This is a genomic window from Terriglobales bacterium (assembly GCA_035651655.1).
Classification (GTDB): Bacteria; Acidobacteriota; Terriglobia; order Terriglobales; family Acidobacteriaceae; genus DASRFG01.
This window is the reverse complement of the sequence record DASRFG010000024.1, coordinates 20618-37531: the sequence shown is the minus strand read 5'-3', so window position 1 is coordinate 37531 and position 16914 is coordinate 20618. Positions and strand designations below refer to the sequence as shown.

Annotated in this window: 15 protein-coding genes; 9 read left to right on the top strand and 6 right to left on the bottom strand. The window is 56.5% G+C overall.

Annotated elements, in window-relative coordinates; translation table 11 throughout:
• Positions 1-71 precede the first annotated feature (71 nt).
• The gene (locus VFA76_11710; protein ID HZR32502.1) at positions 72-491 is read left to right on the top strand and encodes a hypothetical protein; all 420 of its coding nucleotides are present in this window, start codon (positions 72-74) and stop codon (positions 489-491) included.
• 79 nt (positions 492-570) lie between these two features.
• Here VFA76_11710 and VFA76_11705 read toward each other — a convergent pair whose 3' ends face one another.
• Together VFA76_11705 and VFA76_11700 are read right to left on the bottom strand one after the other, a co-directional pair.
• Positions 571-1023 carry a hypothetical protein gene (locus VFA76_11705; protein ID HZR32501.1) on the bottom strand — a complete coding sequence of 151 codons (453 nt, stop codon included), beginning with the start codon at positions 1021-1023 and terminating at the stop codon, positions 571-573.
• Between the two features lie 74 nt (positions 1024-1097).
• Positions 1098-1571 (bottom strand): hypothetical protein, encoded by a 474-nt coding sequence (locus VFA76_11700; GenBank protein ID HZR32500.1) that lies wholly within the window; start codon positions 1569-1571, stop codon positions 1098-1100.
• A 274-nt stretch (positions 1572-1845) separates the two neighbouring features.
• Here VFA76_11700 and VFA76_11695 point away from each other — a divergent pair, with 274 nt between their 5' ends.
• The 5 genes from VFA76_11695 to VFA76_11675 all read left to right on the top strand — a co-directional run bounded on the left by VFA76_11695 (position 1846) and on the right by VFA76_11675 (position 5284).
• The gene (locus tag VFA76_11695; protein HZR32499.1) at positions 1846-2754 is read left to right on the top strand and encodes a cysteine synthase family protein; all 909 of its coding nucleotides are present in this window, start codon (positions 1846-1848) and stop codon (positions 2752-2754) included.
• Between the two features lie 15 nt (positions 2755-2769).
• A complete protein-coding gene (locus tag VFA76_11690) occupies positions 2770-3243 on the top strand; it encodes a M67 family metallopeptidase (GenBank protein ID HZR32498.1) in 474 nt (157 codons plus the stop codon).
• Between the two features lie 26 nt (positions 3244-3269).
• On the top strand, positions 3270-3548 hold the full coding sequence (locus tag VFA76_11685) for a MoaD/ThiS family protein (GenBank protein ID HZR32497.1): 279 nt from the start codon (positions 3270-3272) through the stop codon (positions 3546-3548).
• Positions 3549-3564: 16 nt separating this feature from the next.
• Complete coding sequence (gene moeB, locus VFA76_11680) at positions 3565-4737, top strand: molybdopterin-synthase adenylyltransferase MoeB (GenBank protein HZR32496.1); 1173 nt, start codon at positions 3565-3567, stop codon at positions 4735-4737.
• 79 nt (positions 4738-4816) lie between these two features.
• Positions 4817-5284: an SgcJ/EcaC family oxidoreductase gene (locus VFA76_11675; protein HZR32495.1), complete on the top strand. Its 468-nt coding sequence runs from the start codon at positions 4817-4819 to the stop codon at positions 5282-5284.
• 24 nt (positions 5285-5308) lie between these two features.
• Here VFA76_11675 and VFA76_11670 read toward each other — a convergent pair whose 3' ends face one another.
• Both VFA76_11670 and VFA76_11665 read right to left on the bottom strand, forming a co-directional pair.
• The gene (locus tag VFA76_11670) at positions 5309-7336 is read right to left on the bottom strand and encodes a S9 family peptidase (protein ID HZR32494.1); all 2028 of its coding nucleotides are present in this window, start codon (positions 7334-7336) and stop codon (positions 5309-5311) included.
• Positions 7333-7845, bottom strand: coding sequence for a ribonuclease HI family protein (locus VFA76_11665; protein ID HZR32493.1), 513 nt, complete (start codon positions 7843-7845; stop codon positions 7333-7335). Before VFA76_11665 ends, VFA76_11670 begins: the two co-directional genes overlap by 4 nt.
• A 143-nt stretch (positions 7846-7988) precedes the next feature.
• Between VFA76_11665 and rpe the strand changes: the two genes are divergently transcribed.
• The 3 genes from rpe (at position 7989) to VFA76_11650 (ending at position 12461) form a co-directional block, all read left to right on the top strand.
• A complete protein-coding gene (gene rpe, locus VFA76_11660) occupies positions 7989-8663 on the top strand; it encodes a ribulose-phosphate 3-epimerase (protein ID HZR32492.1) in 675 nt (224 codons plus the stop codon).
• A 66-nt stretch (positions 8664-8729) separates the two neighbouring features.
• Positions 8730-10289: an outer membrane protein assembly factor BamD gene (locus tag VFA76_11655; GenBank protein ID HZR32491.1), complete on the top strand. Its 1560-nt coding sequence runs from the start codon at positions 8730-8732 to the stop codon at positions 10287-10289.
• 180 nt (positions 10290-10469) lie between these two features.
• Entirely contained in the window at positions 10470-12461 is a 1992-nt protein-coding gene (locus VFA76_11650) for a response regulator (protein HZR32490.1), read from the top strand.
• Between the two features lie 14 nt (positions 12462-12475).
• Here VFA76_11650 and VFA76_11645 read toward each other — a convergent pair whose 3' ends face one another.
• Entirely contained in the window at positions 12476-15247 is a 2772-nt protein-coding gene (locus VFA76_11645; protein ID HZR32489.1) for a TonB-dependent receptor, read from the bottom strand.
• A 687-nt stretch (positions 15248-15934) separates the two neighbouring features.
• Positions 15935-16909, bottom strand: a complete 975-nt coding sequence (locus VFA76_11640) for an SDR family oxidoreductase (GenBank protein ID HZR32488.1) — start codon at positions 16907-16909, stop codon at positions 15935-15937.
• Positions 16910-16914: the final 5 nt, after the last annotated feature.

Here is a 16914-nt window from a genome sequence, read left to right as displayed (position 1 = left end):
CAGGGGATTGGCGTCAGGTTGGGATCCAGTGGCCGCCATCAGAGTTCCCGGCAGGGAAGAGAGGATTAGTTATGAGAACTGCAGTAAAAGGTGGCGTGACATTAACGCTCGCGCTGATGCTGGCGGTAAGCGCATTCGCGGGGACTAAAGGAAACAGCGCAAGTTTCGACCTCAGCAACTCAGTTCAAATCAGTGGCAATCATCTGGCTCCGGGTTCCTATCGCCTGAAATGGGAGGGAAGCGGACCGGATGTTCATGTGCAATTCACCCAGGGCAACAGAGTTCTGGCCACCGCCCCCGCGAAGTTAGTCGATGTTGACTCCAAGTTCGACAACACATCAGCGGTCACACAGTCCGATGGGCAAGGAGCACGCAGCCTTCTGGAAGCGCGCTTTGGTGGAAAGAAATATAAGTTAGTCTTCGGTCAGGAGAGCACTGAAGCTGACAAATCAATGAAAACCAGCGGTGGCGGCGACAGTACAAAAGAGTAGCAACTCGCCGCCAGCGGTTAAAAACGGGGAGCATGGGAGCTCCCCGTTTCCTTTATAAGCTACTAACAGCGATCTAGTTTCAACGCGGACGACTGGACAATTGCGGTTGCGCCGCGGCTTGGGAGCTTGTATGTCCGACCCAGGCGTAATTGTTGATTGCTAACGGTGCGGTGAGCCCAATGTGCACGATGCTGGATGCGCGCTCCAGGCGGTGATGGCCGGCTCGATGAAGCATCCAGGCAGCTCCAACGTTCAGTACAACCGTGGCATAGCTGTAGGCGACAAATGCCGGCCGGTTGTCCACGAAGTCGCCCAGAATGGCCTCATGCGCCGTCGTCGGGTGCGCGTCGCGAAAGTGAAATGTGGAGGTGATGTCGAGGGTTTCAGCGAGTGTCATCCCGGCAATCAGTGCGATGTTGGTGCGGTCAAAGAATTTGTGTTGCAGTTTGGGTTCACCTTCAGAGCTTAGTTCCTGGCCCAGGAGGCTGGTTCCGCTTACCAGAAGTATGGCCAGAACTGTTCCAAGGCGCATAGCCGTGCCCCTTTTTCCTGGCCTGCACCGACGAAGTGGCAGGCCTTGAAATTTTCTGAAATAGCGTAGGGGGGTTAGCTGACCTTGCCGTTTCCGCGATTAGCGCCTACTAGCTCCCAGGGACGCTTGGGACGGGCGGTCTCGGATTTGTCGCGTTCTTCCACTCGATCGTAAACGTATGCGTCACTGACCGTGCCCAAAGACTCGTTGTACAGACTTGGAGCTCCTAACGCTTCTTTGAACTCTTCGGCGAAATTATGCAGTGCCTTGAGGTGGTCTGCGGTCGCCGGCACTTCCGTTTTTGTGGTTTTCAGAAATTGTTGATATCCGCGATTAATCAGTTTGGAGATCTCATTTCCAATCTGATAGCCGGGATAGGCGAAGACTTTCACGCCGTCATCATCTGTCTTCTGGATCGCCGCCGAGCAATTGTATTTCTTCAGAAATACACGATTCGTTGTGCCCGGCGCTTCCAGGATGTCGAACTGGTGCTCTCGCAGCCAGTTGACTGCTTCGTCATAGCTACGCGTTTCCGACTTCTTGGCCATTGGTTCCCGTTTCGTTCCTACCCTTAATGTGATGCGGTTGCTGGCTACTCGGCGCCGCGTTTTTTGACTCGGTTGCCGGGCAGCGAAGTCAATCCGTAAACTATATCGACCATTAGATGCTTAACATCATCCAATTAGCACGTTACTACAGTCGTAGCACGAGCGCAGAAGGCTTACGAGCAACACCACCAGGAGCGCACAAGGGTACGCGATTGTGAGAGATAGAGCCACAGGAACCCTCCAAACGGCGCCACCGAAGTTTGGAAAAAATACTTTGCAGCGGATTGGCAATACACCCCTGCTCCGGATCGAGCGTATTACTGCGGACCTGCAAAGCGGGTCCCCAGGAATCGAAGTTCTAGGTAAAGCCGAATGGTTCAATCCCGGAGGATCGGTCAAGGACCGTGCTGCCGCGCGCATTGTTGCTGAAGGTCGCAGCAGCGGCAAGTTCACGAGAGAGAAAGAACTTCTGGACTCCACCAGCGGCAACACCGGCATTGCGTACGCGATGATCGGCGCAGCTGAAGGATTCGGCGTCACTCTCTGCATGCCGTCAAATGTTTCCCTGGAGCGCAAGCGAATCCTGCATGCCTATGGAGCCAACGTCATCTACACCGACGCCGGGGAGGGTTCCGATGGCGCCATTCGCAAAGCACGGGAACTGTTTGCCGCCGATCCTGGGCGTTTCTTCTATGCCGACCAGTATTCCAATGATGCGAACTGGCGAGCCCATTATGACGGGACCGCCAATGAGATCTGGCAACAAACCGACGGCCAGCTAACTCACTTCGTCGCCATGCTGGGCACAAGTGGGACTTTTGTCGGCACGGCGCGCCGCTTGAAAGAGCTGAACCCCGGGATTCAGTGCATCTCTCTCCAACCAGACTCAGCTTTCCACGGAATTGAGGGCGCCAAACACATGGCCAGCGCCATGGTGCCCAGGATTTACGATCCCAATCTCGCCGATGAGGAGATGGGTATTTCTACAGAGGCCGCCTACGAAATGGTGCGGCGTATGGCGCGCGAAGAAGGCTTGCTGGTTGGCATCTCGTCAGGTGCGGCGGTGGTAGGCTGTATGCAGGTGGCCCACCGCGCAGCCCACAGTAAGCAGGCGGCGGTCATAGTCACGATATTTCCGGATTCCGGCGACAAGTACCTCAGCGAGAGATTCTGGGACGAATAATCAGTCGAAAAATACATGCTGAAAATTGACAAATCTAACTATGACGCTTTGCGCGCTCACGGCGAAGAAACCTACCCTCACGAGTGCTGTGGGGTGCTGCTAGGCCGGGCCGAGGGTGACGAGCGCATTGTTACCTCTATCGTCCGCGCTGGTAACACCCGTACCGATTCGCCGCAAAACCGCTATCATATTGATCCGCGAGAGCTAATTCGTATTCAGCGTCAGGGTCGTGAGCGCGGCGAAGACATTGTGGGCTTCTACCACTCTCATCCTGATCACCCGGCGCGCTGGTCGGCGACCGATCTTGCGGAGGCGCACTGGCTGGGCTGCTCCTATGTGATTACCGGCGTAGATCACGGCCAAGCCAAGATCACGAATTCGTTTGCTTTGCTGGGGGATGACGAGCTCCAAAAACAATTTGTGGACGAGCAGATCGAGGTAAGCGCGGCCCAGGCAGGTGAGCTGGCTGAAACCCAGGCGCGCTCTTAGTCATCTGTACACAGGAGAGCTACATAATGAAGATACACATTCCCACTCCGCTTCGGCAATATGCGGACAAGAAGGACACAATAGAGGTTGAAGCCGGCACCGTCGCCGAGGCGTTGTCGGGCCTTACGGCCAAGCACCCTGACCTGCGCCGGCATTTGTATACCGACGAAGGCAAGCTGCGTGCGTTTGTGAATCTTTATCTCAATGATGAGGACATCCGCTACTTGCAGAAGGAGAACACGAAAGTGCAACAGACTGACACCCTCTCGATCGTGCCTTCAATTGCTGGAGGATGGAGTCACTAATTCAACCGAGATTCTTATGGCCACCATCACGCAACCCAAAGTCGAACCCGCCACCCTCTCCAACGAGGAAGTGCTTCGTTATTCGCGGCACCTGATCATGCCCGAGGTCGGCATGGAAGGTCAGCAGAAGCTGAAAGCGGCCAAGGTGCTGTGCATTGGCGCGGGTGGCCTGGGATCGCCTTTAGCTCTCTACTTGGCAGCCGCGGGCGTGGGCACCATGGGCGTCGTGGATTTTGATGTCGTGGACTACACCAACCTGCAACGCCAAATCATTCACACCACGGCTGACGTCGGTCGCAAGAAGCTGGATTCCGCCGCCGACAAGATCAAAGCTATCAACCCTTACGTCCAGCTGCGCCGTTTTGACACCCGGCTCAGCAGCGATAACGCACTTGAGCTATTTCGCGATTTCGACATCATCGTTGATGGCACGGATAATTTTCCTACTCGTTACCTGGTGAATGACGCGTGTGTGCTCACCGGCAAGCCCAACGTTTACGGCTCGATTTTCCGCTTTGAGGGCCAGGTCAGCGTCTTTGCGACCAAAGAGGGCCCTTGCTATCGCTGCCTTTATCCGGAGCCGCCTCCGCCTGGGCTGGTGCCTTCGTGCGCAGAAGGCGGAGTGCTCGGAATTCTACCCGGACTCGTGGGAGTGATGCAGGCCACCGAAGCGATCAAGTTGATCCTCGGCAAAGGTGAGCCTCTGATCGGGCGTCTGTTGTTAGTGGACGCGCTTGGCATGCGCTTCCGCGAACTCAAATTGCGGAAGAATCCGGAGTGCCCGGCCTGCGGCGCGCACCCGACTGTTACCAAGCTGATTGACTACAACGAATTCTGTGGAATTCGTGGAGAAGAAGCCCCAGTGACCACTAATGTTCCTGAGATCCAGCCTGAAGAGTTAAAGTCCCGCCTGGATGCGGGCGAGGACCTCTTTGTCCTCGACGTGCGCGAGCCCCACGAATATCAGATCTGCAACCTGAATGGATATTTGATTCCGCTAGGAGACCTGCCCAAGCGGGTGAATGAGCTGGATTCCAGCCGCGAGATCATTGCCCACTGCCGTTCCGGGGTGCGCAGCGCCAAAGCCGTAGACTTTCTGCGCCAGGCCGGTTTCCGCAAGGTAAAAAATCTTGCCGGCGGAATTCTCGCCTGGTCGGACAAAGTGGATCCCTCCGTCCCGAAGTACTAGCGCTTTTCGAGTTGCGCGGAGACACGGGCTCGCGTTCGTCCGACTTCTTTCGATTCGGCTCTTGTGATAAGAACGCAGCATGAGAATTATTTGGATCACTTGTCTACTAATCGCGTTGGCGTGTTCCTTTGCTTTCGGCGCATCGGGCCATCCTGCTGCAAACCGTAATCGAGAAGAAGCTGCCATCCGTCGAGTTCTCCAAAATCAGGTTGCAGCCTGGAACCGCCACGACCTCGAATCGTTCATGCAGGGGTATTGGAGATCCTCCGAGCTTACGTTTGTGGCAGGGGCGAAAGCGACTCGCGGCTGGCAGCCCACGCTCGAGCGCTATCGCAATGTATATCAAGCCGAAGGCCGGGAAATGGGCAAACTTGAATTTTCGGAACTAAACGTTCAGACGCTCGGCCCGGAGGCGGCCCTGGTGCGCGGCCAATTCCAACTTACGATGGCTGACGGGAAGCAGCCCCACGGGGTGTTCACACTTGTTTTCCGCAAATTTTCCCAAGGCTGGCAGATCATTCACGATCACACCTGTGCAGCCCCATAGCGGATGGTTGTTTTTCGGTGTCCTCTATTTATGATCGCTGCCTTCGCTGACCGTAGCGGGCTGTAAGTATTTATCGAACCACGCCACCATGCGACGTGAGATGTCGCGCTGATGTTCGGGACTGGCGACAAAGTGGCCTTCATTGGGATAGACCACCATCTGGGTCGGTACACCGAACATCCTGAGTGCGTTCCAGAACTCGCGCGACTGCGGCATCGGACACTCTCCGTCGCGTTCGCCCACCAGAATCAGCGTCGGGGTCTTCACCTTCTTAATAAATGTTATGGGCGCGCTGCGAGCATAGACCGCCGGATCATCGTAAACCGTGGCACCAAAGTATGCCGGCATCCAGCCGTCAATATCATTTTGTCCGTAGTAGCTCAGCCAGTTCGCCAGTCCGGCTCCTGAAACAGCGGCACGAAAGCGGTTCGTCTGGGTGACCGACCACATAGTCATGTAGCCACCGTAACTCCAACCCGTGATGCCAAGGCGCTCCGGATCCACCGGCGCCTGTTTCAACACCGCATCGACTCCGGTGAGAACGTCGCGGAAGTCGCCATATCCGAAGTCCTTCACATTGCCGCGTGTGAAAGCTTCCCCCTGACCGTAGCTGCCGCGCGGATTAGGGAAGAAGACGAAATAGCCCTGGCTTGCCAGAATTGACGTTTCAAAGAACGTTTGTGGCCAGCCCGGAGATGTCGCAAATGCAGGTCCGCCGTGCACGGTCACGACCATGGGATAGCGCTGGTTAGGATCGTAATTGGCGGGATAGAGCAGCCATCCCTGCACCTGCATACCGTCATTGGTCCAATGAATGTTCCGCGCCTCGCCCCAGTTGGGGCGAAGCTGCTGATTGGAGTGCGTTACCTGCTGCCACCCTCCCACCGGGCCAGCCCAAATTTCCGGAGGACGCGAAAAAGATTGTCGGATGATTGCCGAGTTCTTACCATCGCGGGCCAGAGAAACAGCAAACGCGCCCCAAGCGCCAGTCGAGATTTCTTCCGGCGCAGTCCACAAAGTGGTGATCTTCCCGCTGCCCAGGTCGAGCGTTGCCACCGCCGCGGATCCATCCAGATTTTCCGTGAATAGGATTTCGCCCGCAGAGCGCCACGTTAGCCAACTGGGAGATGCCTTGATTCCCGGCGTCAAATTGCGGGCCTCGCCCCCACCCGTGGAAGGAACAGAAAAGATGTCGCCACCGGTTGCCCCTTCGTCGCTCATCAAGCCCCCAATGAACGCCACCGATTTGCCGTCAGGCGACCAACGCGGTACCGCGATCTGCAAAGGCGGCTTGTAAATGGATTTCATCTCTCCCGAGAGACCGAGTGTATAAAGTTGCGCGATGTACCAGTTGTTGTCTCCCTCGCCGTGAGCTGCCGTCAGCGCGAAGGACTGGTTATCGGGCGCCCAGTCATATTCATAGACGTACATGTCTGCCGGTGAGAGCTGGCGAACGCTGCCCGATCCCAAATCAACTGTGGTGAGTCGCTGCTCGTAAACCTTGCTCCCCAGGACCCCGACCTCGGGCGTCATGGCAGCCAAGGGACCAGCAGTGCGAGGCGCGTTTTCTGTGAACAAGAAGGCGATCTGCTTGCCATCGCGTGACCATTGCGGATCGGCGAGAAAGCCCGTCAAATTGGTGAGTTTATGCGCGGAACCACCCGAAATCGCCGCTGCGTAAAGCTGAGCCTGCCCAGCACCATTCGCGTCAGACAGGAAAGCTAATTGCCTGCTGTCTGGTGACCACGTGAGATCCTGCTCCAGGTAGTCCTTGCCGTCCGTGGCTGCGGTTATACGCCGGGGAGCAGCGGATGACACTGGCAGGTCTGCAACATAGACGGCGGTGTTCGCACTCGGGGCCCCCGACTTGTCATGCAGGTTCAGCACCCAAGCCACATGCGTGCCGTCGGGAGAAATAGCCACCTGCTGAAAATTGTTGGTGGCGTAAAGCGCGTCAATCGAGGACTCCAGCCGCGGCTGCGTCTGCGCCGCGAGCAGGAATGTGGTGTGCAGCACCAACACATAGAAGAACAGAATTGATTTTTTCGTCATCCCGAAGTTCTCCAGAGTTTTTTCCCGGTTCCCGCATCCATCGCTGCGTTGGCCAGGCGATCGGCTTCCCGGTTGTGTTCTCGCAATGCGTGCGTGATTTGGAACCACTCGAGCTTGCGTACCAGGTCCTGAGCGCGCGCGTGTAGTTCCTTTAATGTCGGATTCTTGACCTTGTAGATTCCGCGCATCTGTCGGACCAGCAGTTCGGAATCGCTGATCACCTTCAAAGCTTTGTGGCCATCGCTGAGGGCGTATTCAAGCGCAGCTATAAGCCCTGAGTACTCGGCATAGTTATTGGTTTGGTGGCCAAGATATTCGCTCAGCTCGGCAATCGGCTTTCCGGATTGGTCCTCGATTAGAACGCCATATCCCGCCGGCCCTGGATTCCCCCGCGCTCCACCATCAATGTGCGCTATCAGATAGTTCTGGGGCGTGGAAGCGGCGGCCGGAGGAAAGAGCGGGTGAGATGCAGCGCCGCCCTTACCCCGCGGGCCAGACTGGCTCGGCATGCCAGCAGTTTACACGTCAGGTTGCATCGGCATATAGGAAGCTGTGAATGGCCCGGGCCGGGAGCTCAATCGCGCAGACTCCAGCCCCCTCCGGCCACTCTCGCGTGTTAGAATTTCCCAGGATTTCACCCCCGGAAAACGCCTTGATCCAGGTTGCTCCATCAATTCTTTCGGCGGACTTTGCCCATCTAGCCGACCAGGTTCACGCTGCCATAGAAGGCGGCGGCGCGGTTCTTCATGTGGACGTCATGGACGGCCACTTTGTGCCCAATATCACCATCGGTCCGCCAGTGGTGGCCTCGTTGCGTAAGGTCACCGAAGTTCCACTCGATGTCCACTTAATGATTGAGAATCCTGACCAGTACATTCCCGACTTCGTTGATGCTGGTGCAGACTGGATCTCCGTCCATCAGGAAGCCTGCCGCCACCTCAATCGGACGCTCACTCTCATCCGCACTCATGGCGCTCAGGCGGGGGTGGTGATCAACCCTGCCACTCCAGTTGACACCCTGAGCGAAGTGCTCGACATTGTGGACTACGTGCTCGTAATGTCCGTGAACCCCGGTTTTGGCGGCCAGAAGTTCATTCCGGGGGCGGTGCGCAAGATATTCAAGTTGGCTGAGTTACGCAGTGTGCGAGGGCTTGGCTTTCGGATCGAAGTGGATGGCGGGATTGGCGTTGAGACGGTTGGTTCCGTGGTGCGGGCCGGTGCTGAAATCTTAGTGGCTGGCAACGCGGTGTTCGGAAAAGGCAGTCCAAAAGATAACGTTCAAACTCTATTGAAGACAGCGGTAGAAGCTACCCTGCAGAAGGTGTAGTTGCCGCATACAATTAAGGTCTGAGCGGGCGAAAAGCCCAATTTAAGGATCCCCCGAGGTCGGTACATGGTGGTTGGCAAACTAAATATTTCGGTACTCATGCTTCTGCTGCTCGTAACGGTCGCTTGCAGCAACAAGAAGGTTCAGAATCCGCTCGCAGATGTCGGCTCTAAACAGCCTGATAAGGTCCTGTTCGACCGCTCCATGGACGCCATGAAGCACAACAAGTTCGATGTCGCCCGCCTGACCTTGCAGACCCTGATCAACGCCTATCCCGATTCGGAATATGTGGCGCGCGCCAAACTCGCGGTCGGTGATTCCTGGTACGCAGAAGGGGGCACGGCATCATTGGCGCAGGCTGAAGCCGAGTACCGCGACTTCATTACTTTCTTTCCCAACATGCCGGAGGCCGCCGAAGCCCAGCTCAAGATTGCGAACATCCATTTTTCGCAGATGGAGAAGCCCGATCGCGATTTCACCCATGCGGTTCGCGCCGAAGACGAATACCGCCAGATCATTCTTCAGTATCCCGACAGTAAGTTGGTCCCGGTTGCCAAGGAAAAGCTGCGCGAAGTGCAGGAGGTGTTGGCGGAACGTGAGTTTCGCGTTGGCCGCTTCTACTACCTCCGAGGTTCATGGGCAGCTGCTATCGCGCGTTTGAAGGGAGTCAGCGACCGATATCCGTTGTACAGCGGCGCTGACGAAGCGCTGTATATGCTCGGTCAATCTTACGAGGGTGAGATCGAGATGATCCGCGCCGGCAAGTTCAATGAAACTGTAAAAGGCAAGCTGATCCGGCAATTCTCTGATGACGCCGCGCAGGCCTATGACAAGATCATCACCCGGTATCCTCTTATGGAGCGAGCCGATGCTGCCGGCAAACGGCTGGAAGCACTCCATCGGCCAGTACCCAAACCCACGCCCGACGCCATCGCTCGCAACAAGGCGGAAGAAGCCAGTCGTCGCGAAACTGGGATGGTAGGTCGCGTATGGGGGAACTTCAGCCGCCACCCAGATACCTCGCTGGCCTCCAGGGTGGGAGACCCAGCTTTGGTTGACCCGAAACCGACCAGCGCCACTGAAATTGCCCAGGAAGCTACCCGCGCTCTGACTCTCGCGCCGGCACAAGCGGGAGGCAACAACAACGTCTCTATAGAGAAGATTGGAAACGGTGCGTCGCCTGCGGAAAATCAGGCCATTCCGCACTCCGGCGACAACCCGGGAAATGGTGAGGCGAATACCTCGGTTGGCGGCACGCCAGACGCGAATTCCGGCGCTGCCTCGGGAAATGGCGCTGGTGCAGCAGCCGGCTCCTCAGCTCCGAATGCCGCACCCAATGCTGCCGCCCCCGCTGATCCGAACGCCATTCCGGAGCTGGCGCCCAATGTCCCCCAAGAGAGCACTCCCCAGGAAACTCCTCAGCTGGCCGCACCGGTTACGAATCCGCCCCAAGGCACGGCCGCCAGCCCGGCCGTCCCCAACCAGGTGAACGACGCAGCACAGCCGCAGTCCACAGGGACGGAAGGAAATGCGTCCGCCGCTGGCAATTCGAACCAGCCTCAAGACGACAAGAATGTCTCTTCCAGCCGCAAGAAAAGGAAAAAGCACAAACTGCTGGTTTTCTAATGCGATGGCCGGGCCGGGGAGAGTAAGGCCGTCCTCCCAGGCCTGAAATCCATTTTGGTACCGCTTCGGGTGCCTGTCCTTCGGTGTTACTTTGGTTTCGTGTTTTCATTGACTTAGGGAATTCAACACAGTAAGTTCACCAGAGCAACCGATCCAAATTCCAAAGGAAACTACCAGCCGGTGAAGATACTACTGGCCGACGACAGTGTGACTGCCCAGCAGATGGGCAAGAAGATCCTCAGCGAAGCGGGCCACGAGGTGATCGCGGTCAGCAACGGCGCTGCCGCCTTGAAAAAGGTGACAGAGATTCGCCCTGATCTCGTCATTCTCGACATCTACATGCCCGGCTACAGCGGCCTGGAAGTGTGCCAGCGCATGAAGGAAATGCGCGACCTCGCTCATGTCCCAGTGCTATTGACGGTGGGCAAGCTGGAGCCTTTCCGCAAAGAAGACGCCAAGAAGGTCCGTGCTGAAGCCCTCATTATCAAGCCCTTTGAAGCCAGCGAGCTGACCGCCGCCATTGAGAAGATTAGTAAAGACGCGCCGCCAAGCGAGCCGGTCCACGCTCCCAAGCCCAAGAAGACCGAAAAAGCGAAGCCCGCAAAAGTGGAGCGCAATTGGGATGCGGAAGCCGCGGAACAAGAAGCGGCGGAACAGGCCGGCATCCTGAAATCGGAGATGTGGAAACAAGCCGAGCCCCGGCCGCCAGTTTCCGAGTTTGAGGTTGTGGCTACACCCAATTTTGAGGACGAGACAGCGACTCCGGAACCCGTGAGTAGCGCGGTCGCCCAAGAAGCTGAAACCAACGACGCGGTAACCGAAAGCGCGAAGAGCGCGAGCTCAATAGCGGATAGCGCTCCGCCCAAAGCCGCTGCCGCCGCTGCTGGGGCGGGTTTTGAAGCTGACTACGGAGGCTATGGTGATCCGGAAACCGAGTCGCCGTCGCATCCCAGCATGTCGGCATCGGTCGAAGGTCACACACAAGAGGCCAGCCCGTTGCCTTCATTTTCTGTAGGCGATTCGTCAGAATTTGAAGATGAAGCGGCACCTAAGTCATCGTTGTCGGAGCGAGAGCCGGAACCAGCGCCGCTAGAACCGTGGCGCGCCGAAACTCCGGAGGTTGCGATTATTGATGACCGGGCTGACGCCGACTCGAGTTCCGCGCCGCCGGCGGTTGATCCCGCATTTGATCCGGATCGGACGCGCTGGGCCAGCGAGTATGCCACGCGCTTCATTGACCTGCCTTCGCCGAACCATTCAGAGACCAAGTCCCAGGACGAAGACAGTGCCGCTTCGAACAGCCGTGAGCGGGAAAACGAGCAGCCGCAATTGGAGTCGGGTTCTTTAGGCTCGGTAGCCGAGCGCTTCGTCGAAGAGTTTGCCGCGAAAGAGTCCGCAGCCAAAAACGCCGCCGGTGCGAATAAAAGCCGGGAAATTGCTCCTGCCGAAGACGCGGATTCCTGGACGGCAGAAGACGTCGAAGTAGCCGCTGACGAAGCCAAGATTTCACTTGTCCAGGAGATGCAGCAGAAGCCAGCCTCCCACCAGGAAGCGGGGCGCGCGACCGCAGAGGACGAAACGTCTTCCATTCCGCAATCCCTGCACACGCCATTTTCTGTTTCCGGTTCTGTTTCCAGTTCTGCCTCCGAAGACACGGCCGAGCCGAGCGGGATCACTGACCCGTGGGCAAACCCGGCATCGGAAACCGGGCCCGTCGGCTCGCCGCAGAAGCTCGACGCGTCGCGCGAATTGGGCAGCGGAGACGCGGCTGACCAAGGCCCGTCCTCTTCTAACAGTTCGCCATTTTCCGCATGGCCGTGGGGAACATCTCATGCAGACCCGCACGCGGCTTCTCACGAAGACAAAGCGTCCAAGTCCGCGCATGAAGATGACGCCATCGGCAAGCGGGACTTCAGTGTTGAGGCAGAGTTGCCGTCACCCATCTCGATGATGGAGTCCGCGGCTGAAAAAGTTCGTAAGGCCACCGACGACGCGGTGCAAGCCTCGGAGAACGAACTGCGCGGGGCATCAATCAAAGACAGCGACCTCCCGCCCGCGGTCGGCACCGGCGCCATCGAAGACATGGTCAATCGGGTCTTCGAGCAGTTGAAGCCGAAACTGGTTGCCGAAATTACCCGCGGCCTCTCCGCCGACCACAAGAACAAGAAATAATCCAGCCGCCGAATTCAAAACTCAAAATCTATCGAGAATTGTAATTCTCGCGGAATGCCTGCCTTGTTGGGTGTGTTGAAAGTTGCCAGCGGCGAGCCATTGGGGCCAAAGAACGGGTTGATTGCGGTGACGTTTGTGTGGTTCAGCAGGTTGAATGACTCCGCAACCAGGTCCAGCTTGCCACGTTCACCTACTTTAAAGAATTTTAGAATGCGCATGTCGAATTGCACCTGAGTCGAACTAGCCAGAGAGTTCCTGCCGAAACCGAGAGGCCGCGAAGATAATGGGAACGCCTCGCCGCGATTGGCATCGAAGCCGGTCAGCGGGTTTATGGGCCTGCCACTGCCTAGGGAAAAGATGGGAGCGGCTTCAATGTTGCCGAAGATTTTCCCGATTAAGCCGGATGATTTTTTGCCGTCCTCTTCATCTCCGATAGGAAGGTCAAAGGTGCCACTGAATACAAAGCGATGTCTTTGGTCATTTGCGGAGAGCGCGCGCTCGGTGCGGATTGAGTATGGATTCTGCGGCTGCTCATCAAAGTCTGAAGCGTCATCAGTGGCTTTAGACAAGGTATAGCTGGCAGAAAATTCGAGCTCGTTGGCAAGGCGCCGGTTCAGAGACAGAGACAAGCCGCGGTAAGACGAAGTTGCGCGGTTCTCCCACTGATAAATGCTGTCGAATGCAGGCGATAGCCGTGTGAGAGGGAATACAGGCGTTCCAAGCTGTTGGGGAAAAGGGGTTGTGATTCCCAGGGAAGAGGCATTGCTGGCGGTGAGCAAGACAGGCGGCAGAAGATTAACGTTGCGGGTGCGGGAGAGTTTTACGCCATGCGCAAAGAGAAACGTTGTGCTCAGTGTGAGATTCTTGGTCAACAAACGCTCCGCTCCCAAAGTGGCGATTTCGCTATAGGAAGTCCGCAAATTCGGGTCTGCGGTAAAGATGGATGGAAGAATAGAGGCGAGTGGCGCACTCGCGCTGCCTCCAAGTTGCGACTGAAAAATCTGGACTGCTGCCGGCCCATCCGCCACCTGCTCGAACCCCTGGGCGCCACTCTTTTCAAGCACGTGGCCCACAGCAACTAAAAGATAACGGTCATAGAAAATTCCGAATCCTGAGCGAAGCACCCAATTGGGCGATGGGCTATATGCCAGGCCAATGCGGGGTGCAAAGTTATTCCTATCGCGATTAAATGGTCTCGGCAGGGGCTCGTAGTCGTAGCGCAAGCCTGCGTCAACGGTGAAATGGTCTCCTGATGTCCAATGATCTTCAAAAAATCCTGCGAACTTGGGCGTGGTGAAGTGAGTAGTCGGATTTCCAAAAGCTTGACGGTACTCATTGGGCTGGCCGCTCATGAATGAATCTAGCGTGGGGAAGATGTAGAGCGCCCCGTCGTAAGCGGAAACATGTTCATGGATCCAATCTGCGTCTGCCCCGAAAGTGATCAGGTGGCGATGTTTCTGCACCGACGCAACATCAAGCAGCTCGTAGTGGTTTTCGCGCCGCCAGTTGTTTCCGTTGTATGCGCGGCCAAAATCGATGAGACCCGCAATGCTGATTTCAGGCCCGATTTGGTCGGCAGTTCTCAGCACGGCTCTTCGGGTGCCCACCTGAAATCGGACACTGTTCAGCGCCGTATTAGTGAGCACGGAACTGAGAGAGCCAGTCGCTCCATGGTCCTCAATGAAGGTGCTGCCCCTGCCGCTGGGATCAACCAGCCCCCCCGTATTGAATGCGTCTCCCACTTGACGGTTGTTGGTGAGTGCATATTTCAGAAATAGTGAGTGCTTGGTCCCGATCTGGTGGTCCAACCGACCGGAGGCTTCTGTTTCTGCGCGTTCCACACCAAAAGTCGCGGGATTGATTGCGCGGGTCGCAATCCTGCGAAATGACGCAGCCGCGAGTGCTTGGTTGATAGTGTTTGCGACCGCGGGCGAGATGAACGAGCTGTCGTCACCGCGAGAACCTTCCTGCTCGCCCGCGACATAATAAAACGTGCGGCTTGGGACGATGGGGCCACCGGCGGAGAGCCCTGCGCGGAATCGCTTCAGATCGGGAGCTTGCGGTTCATTGGTCAATGGCTCTCCAGCATTGAGCGCACCATTTTGAATAAAAAGAAACGCATCTCCATGAAGGGTGTTCACGCCGCTTTTGGTGACCACGTTTATTGAGCCGCCCGCGCCGCCTCCTGATTCGGCGGAAATACCGTTATGTACCACCTGAAATTCGCGGACTGTCTCAGGCGACAATTCGGTGCGAGCGGAACCTGCAAACTCATCGTTGTTTTCAACACCATCAATGTAAAGGCTGTTGCTGCGCGAGCGAAGACCTGCGAAGGTAAAGCCGCTGTCGGCAAGCGAAGTCTTCCCTCCTAACCCGGCCTGAGTGTTTGATGGACTTAGTTGAGGAGCCAACAAAACGAAATCAAGATAATTCCGAGTCATTACAGGCGATTCCTCGATCCTCGCAGAACCAATGCTTGTCGTGACCGCGGTCTCGGTCGGATCAATGGGCGAGGGTGCTTCCGAAACCGTCACCTGCTGCTGTACGGTCGCCGGGGCAAGCTGCACTGTTACTGGAACTATGTTGCCGACGGAGACCACAATCCCGCTATTCACGTAAGGAGAAAAACCGGTAAATTCCACGCGAAGCTCATACGTACCGACCGGAAGTTCGAAAGCGCGAAATGAGCCTTCGGCCCCGGAGTAGAGTCCGCGAGTCTGCCCGGTTTCTTGGTTGCGAAGGTTGATCTTCGCATCTGGAATCGCACCTCCGCTCTGATCAACCACAACTCCTTGGATAGCACCCGATACGCGGGAGGTCTGAGCGAGGGCACAGCATGAACCCACTACCAGACAAATCACCACGCACGAGCCTGTTGCAAAAAGCCACCTACTTCTGGAACAAGGCAAGGGACACCCCTGGAAGACAGAGTTGATCAATACCGTGAAGCTCTGGCGTGAAGGGGTGCGATCAGATGCGGAGAATTGGGGGAGGGGGCTGCTCCACTGCGAAGATGAGAATCGGCGCCCTACGGATAGCACCTGATGGCGAGAATGATAAGTACGTTTTGACGGACAAAGCGCAGATTATCAACCGCACAACATGAGGCAATGTAAGAACGGCGCCTGCGAGTACTGCCACCATAACTGCGCCATAATCCACATCTCCACCAGTCTGGACCGTATTGTCCCAATGGTCGAAAATCTCTGAAACGTGACCGGCGAGAGAAATTGCCAGAACCAGCGCAGCGCCGTATTGGATGATGTACTTTCGCACTTAGTAAAACGCTCCAGCAATTCGGCTATGGATACTAGCATAGGAGGAAGAAGGCGAGTGCTCCCCCGACGCTAGCGCGCGTTATCGATTGAGTTCAAGCTACTTTCCGCCTGAGAATGATGTGAACGGGATCGTCCCCCGGTCGCGACTCTAAATTGAGCCGATCACCCATTGGCTGCGTTGCAGATAACTCATTTCTATGCCGCCATGGTCTCGCCGCCGGTGAGTGCCAGCACTTCTCCAGTTATGTAGCTGGAATCGGCCTCCGAAGCAAAGAAAACAAAGGCCGGCGCAATCTCCTCGGGCTGTGCTGGCCTCTCCATGGGTGTTTTCTTCCCGTGCTCCGCTACCTGTTCCGCTGGCTTGTCGGCAACGTTTAACGGTGTCCAAACCGGGCCCGGAGCCACACAGTTGACGCGGATTCCGCGGTCCACCAAATTCTGCGCCAATGATTTGGTAAAGGCGTGTATCGCACCCTTGGTAGACGCGTAGTCAAGTAATTGCTTGTTACCTTGCAAACCCGCAATGGATCCGCAGTTCACAATTACGCTGCCGGATTTTAAATGCTTAAGGGCAGCCTTCGCCATGTAGAAATAGCCATAAATGTTAGTGCGGAACGTTTTGTCCCATTGCTCTTCGGTAATCTCCTCGAGGTCCTCCTGGTGTGTCTGAAACGCAGCGTTGTTCACCAGAATGTCGAGCTTCCCGAATTCCTCGACTACGTTTTCGACGGCTTGGCGACAGAACTCCGGATCGGTGACATCACCCGGTATCAATAGTGCGCGCCTACCCTCACCTTCAACGGCGCGCTGCGTCTCCTCCGCGTCTGGCTGTTCTTGAGGCAGATAAACAATGCCGACATCCGCTCCCTCCCGGGCGTAGAGCACAGCCACGCCGCGTCCAATTCCAGAATCACCGCCGGTGATAAGTGCAACTTTGTCCTTGAGCTTATCGGCGGCTTTATACAAAGGTGCTTTGTACTCGGGGCGAGGTTTCATTTTCGACTCAATCCCCGGCCGTTGCTGGTGCTGCTTCGGAAATGGTGGGTGTGGTTCTTCCTTGTGGCGCGCACGAGACTCTGCTGCGGGAAATTGGTGTACCTTTGCCTTCGCGCCCTGACTCTTCTCAGTCGATTGTCGCTTTACCCGGGAAGAAGATGACTTGCTTGCCATGTCGT

What these genes read in the sequence shown, in the direction of transcription:
- VFA76_11710 (HZR32502.1), top strand. Translation starts at nt 72, where the DNA reads ATGAGAACTGCAGTAAAAGGTGGCGTGACATTAACGCTCGCGCTGATG.
- VFA76_11705 (HZR32501.1), bottom strand. Translation starts at nt 1,023, where the DNA reads ATGCGCCTTGGAACAGTTCTGGCCATACTTCTGGTAAGCGGAACCAGC.
- VFA76_11700 (HZR32500.1), bottom strand. Translation starts at nt 1,571, where the DNA reads ATGGCCAAGAAGTCGGAAACGCGTAGCTATGACGAAGCAGTCAACTGG.
- VFA76_11690 (HZR32498.1), top strand. Translation starts at nt 2,770, where the DNA reads ATGCTGAAAATTGACAAATCTAACTATGACGCTTTGCGCGCTCACGGC.
- VFA76_11685 (HZR32497.1), top strand. Translation starts at nt 3,270, where the DNA reads ATGAAGATACACATTCCCACTCCGCTTCGGCAATATGCGGACAAGAAG.
- moeB (HZR32496.1), top strand. Translation starts at nt 3,565, where the DNA reads ATGGCCACCATCACGCAACCCAAAGTCGAACCCGCCACCCTCTCCAAC.
- VFA76_11675 (HZR32495.1), top strand. Translation starts at nt 4,817, where the DNA reads ATGAGAATTATTTGGATCACTTGTCTACTAATCGCGTTGGCGTGTTCC.
- VFA76_11670 (HZR32494.1), bottom strand. Translation starts at nt 7,336, where the DNA reads ATGACGAAAAAATCAATTCTGTTCTTCTATGTGTTGGTGCTGCACACC.
- VFA76_11665 (HZR32493.1), bottom strand. Translation starts at nt 7,845, where the DNA reads ATGCCGAGCCAGTCTGGCCCGCGGGGTAAGGGCGGCGCTGCATCTCAC.
- VFA76_11655 (HZR32491.1), top strand. Translation starts at nt 8,730, where the DNA reads ATGGTGGTTGGCAAACTAAATATTTCGGTACTCATGCTTCTGCTGCTC.
- VFA76_11640 (HZR32488.1), bottom strand. Translation starts at nt 16,909, where the DNA reads ATGGCAAGCAAGTCATCTTCTTCCCGGGTAAAGCGACAATCGACTGAG.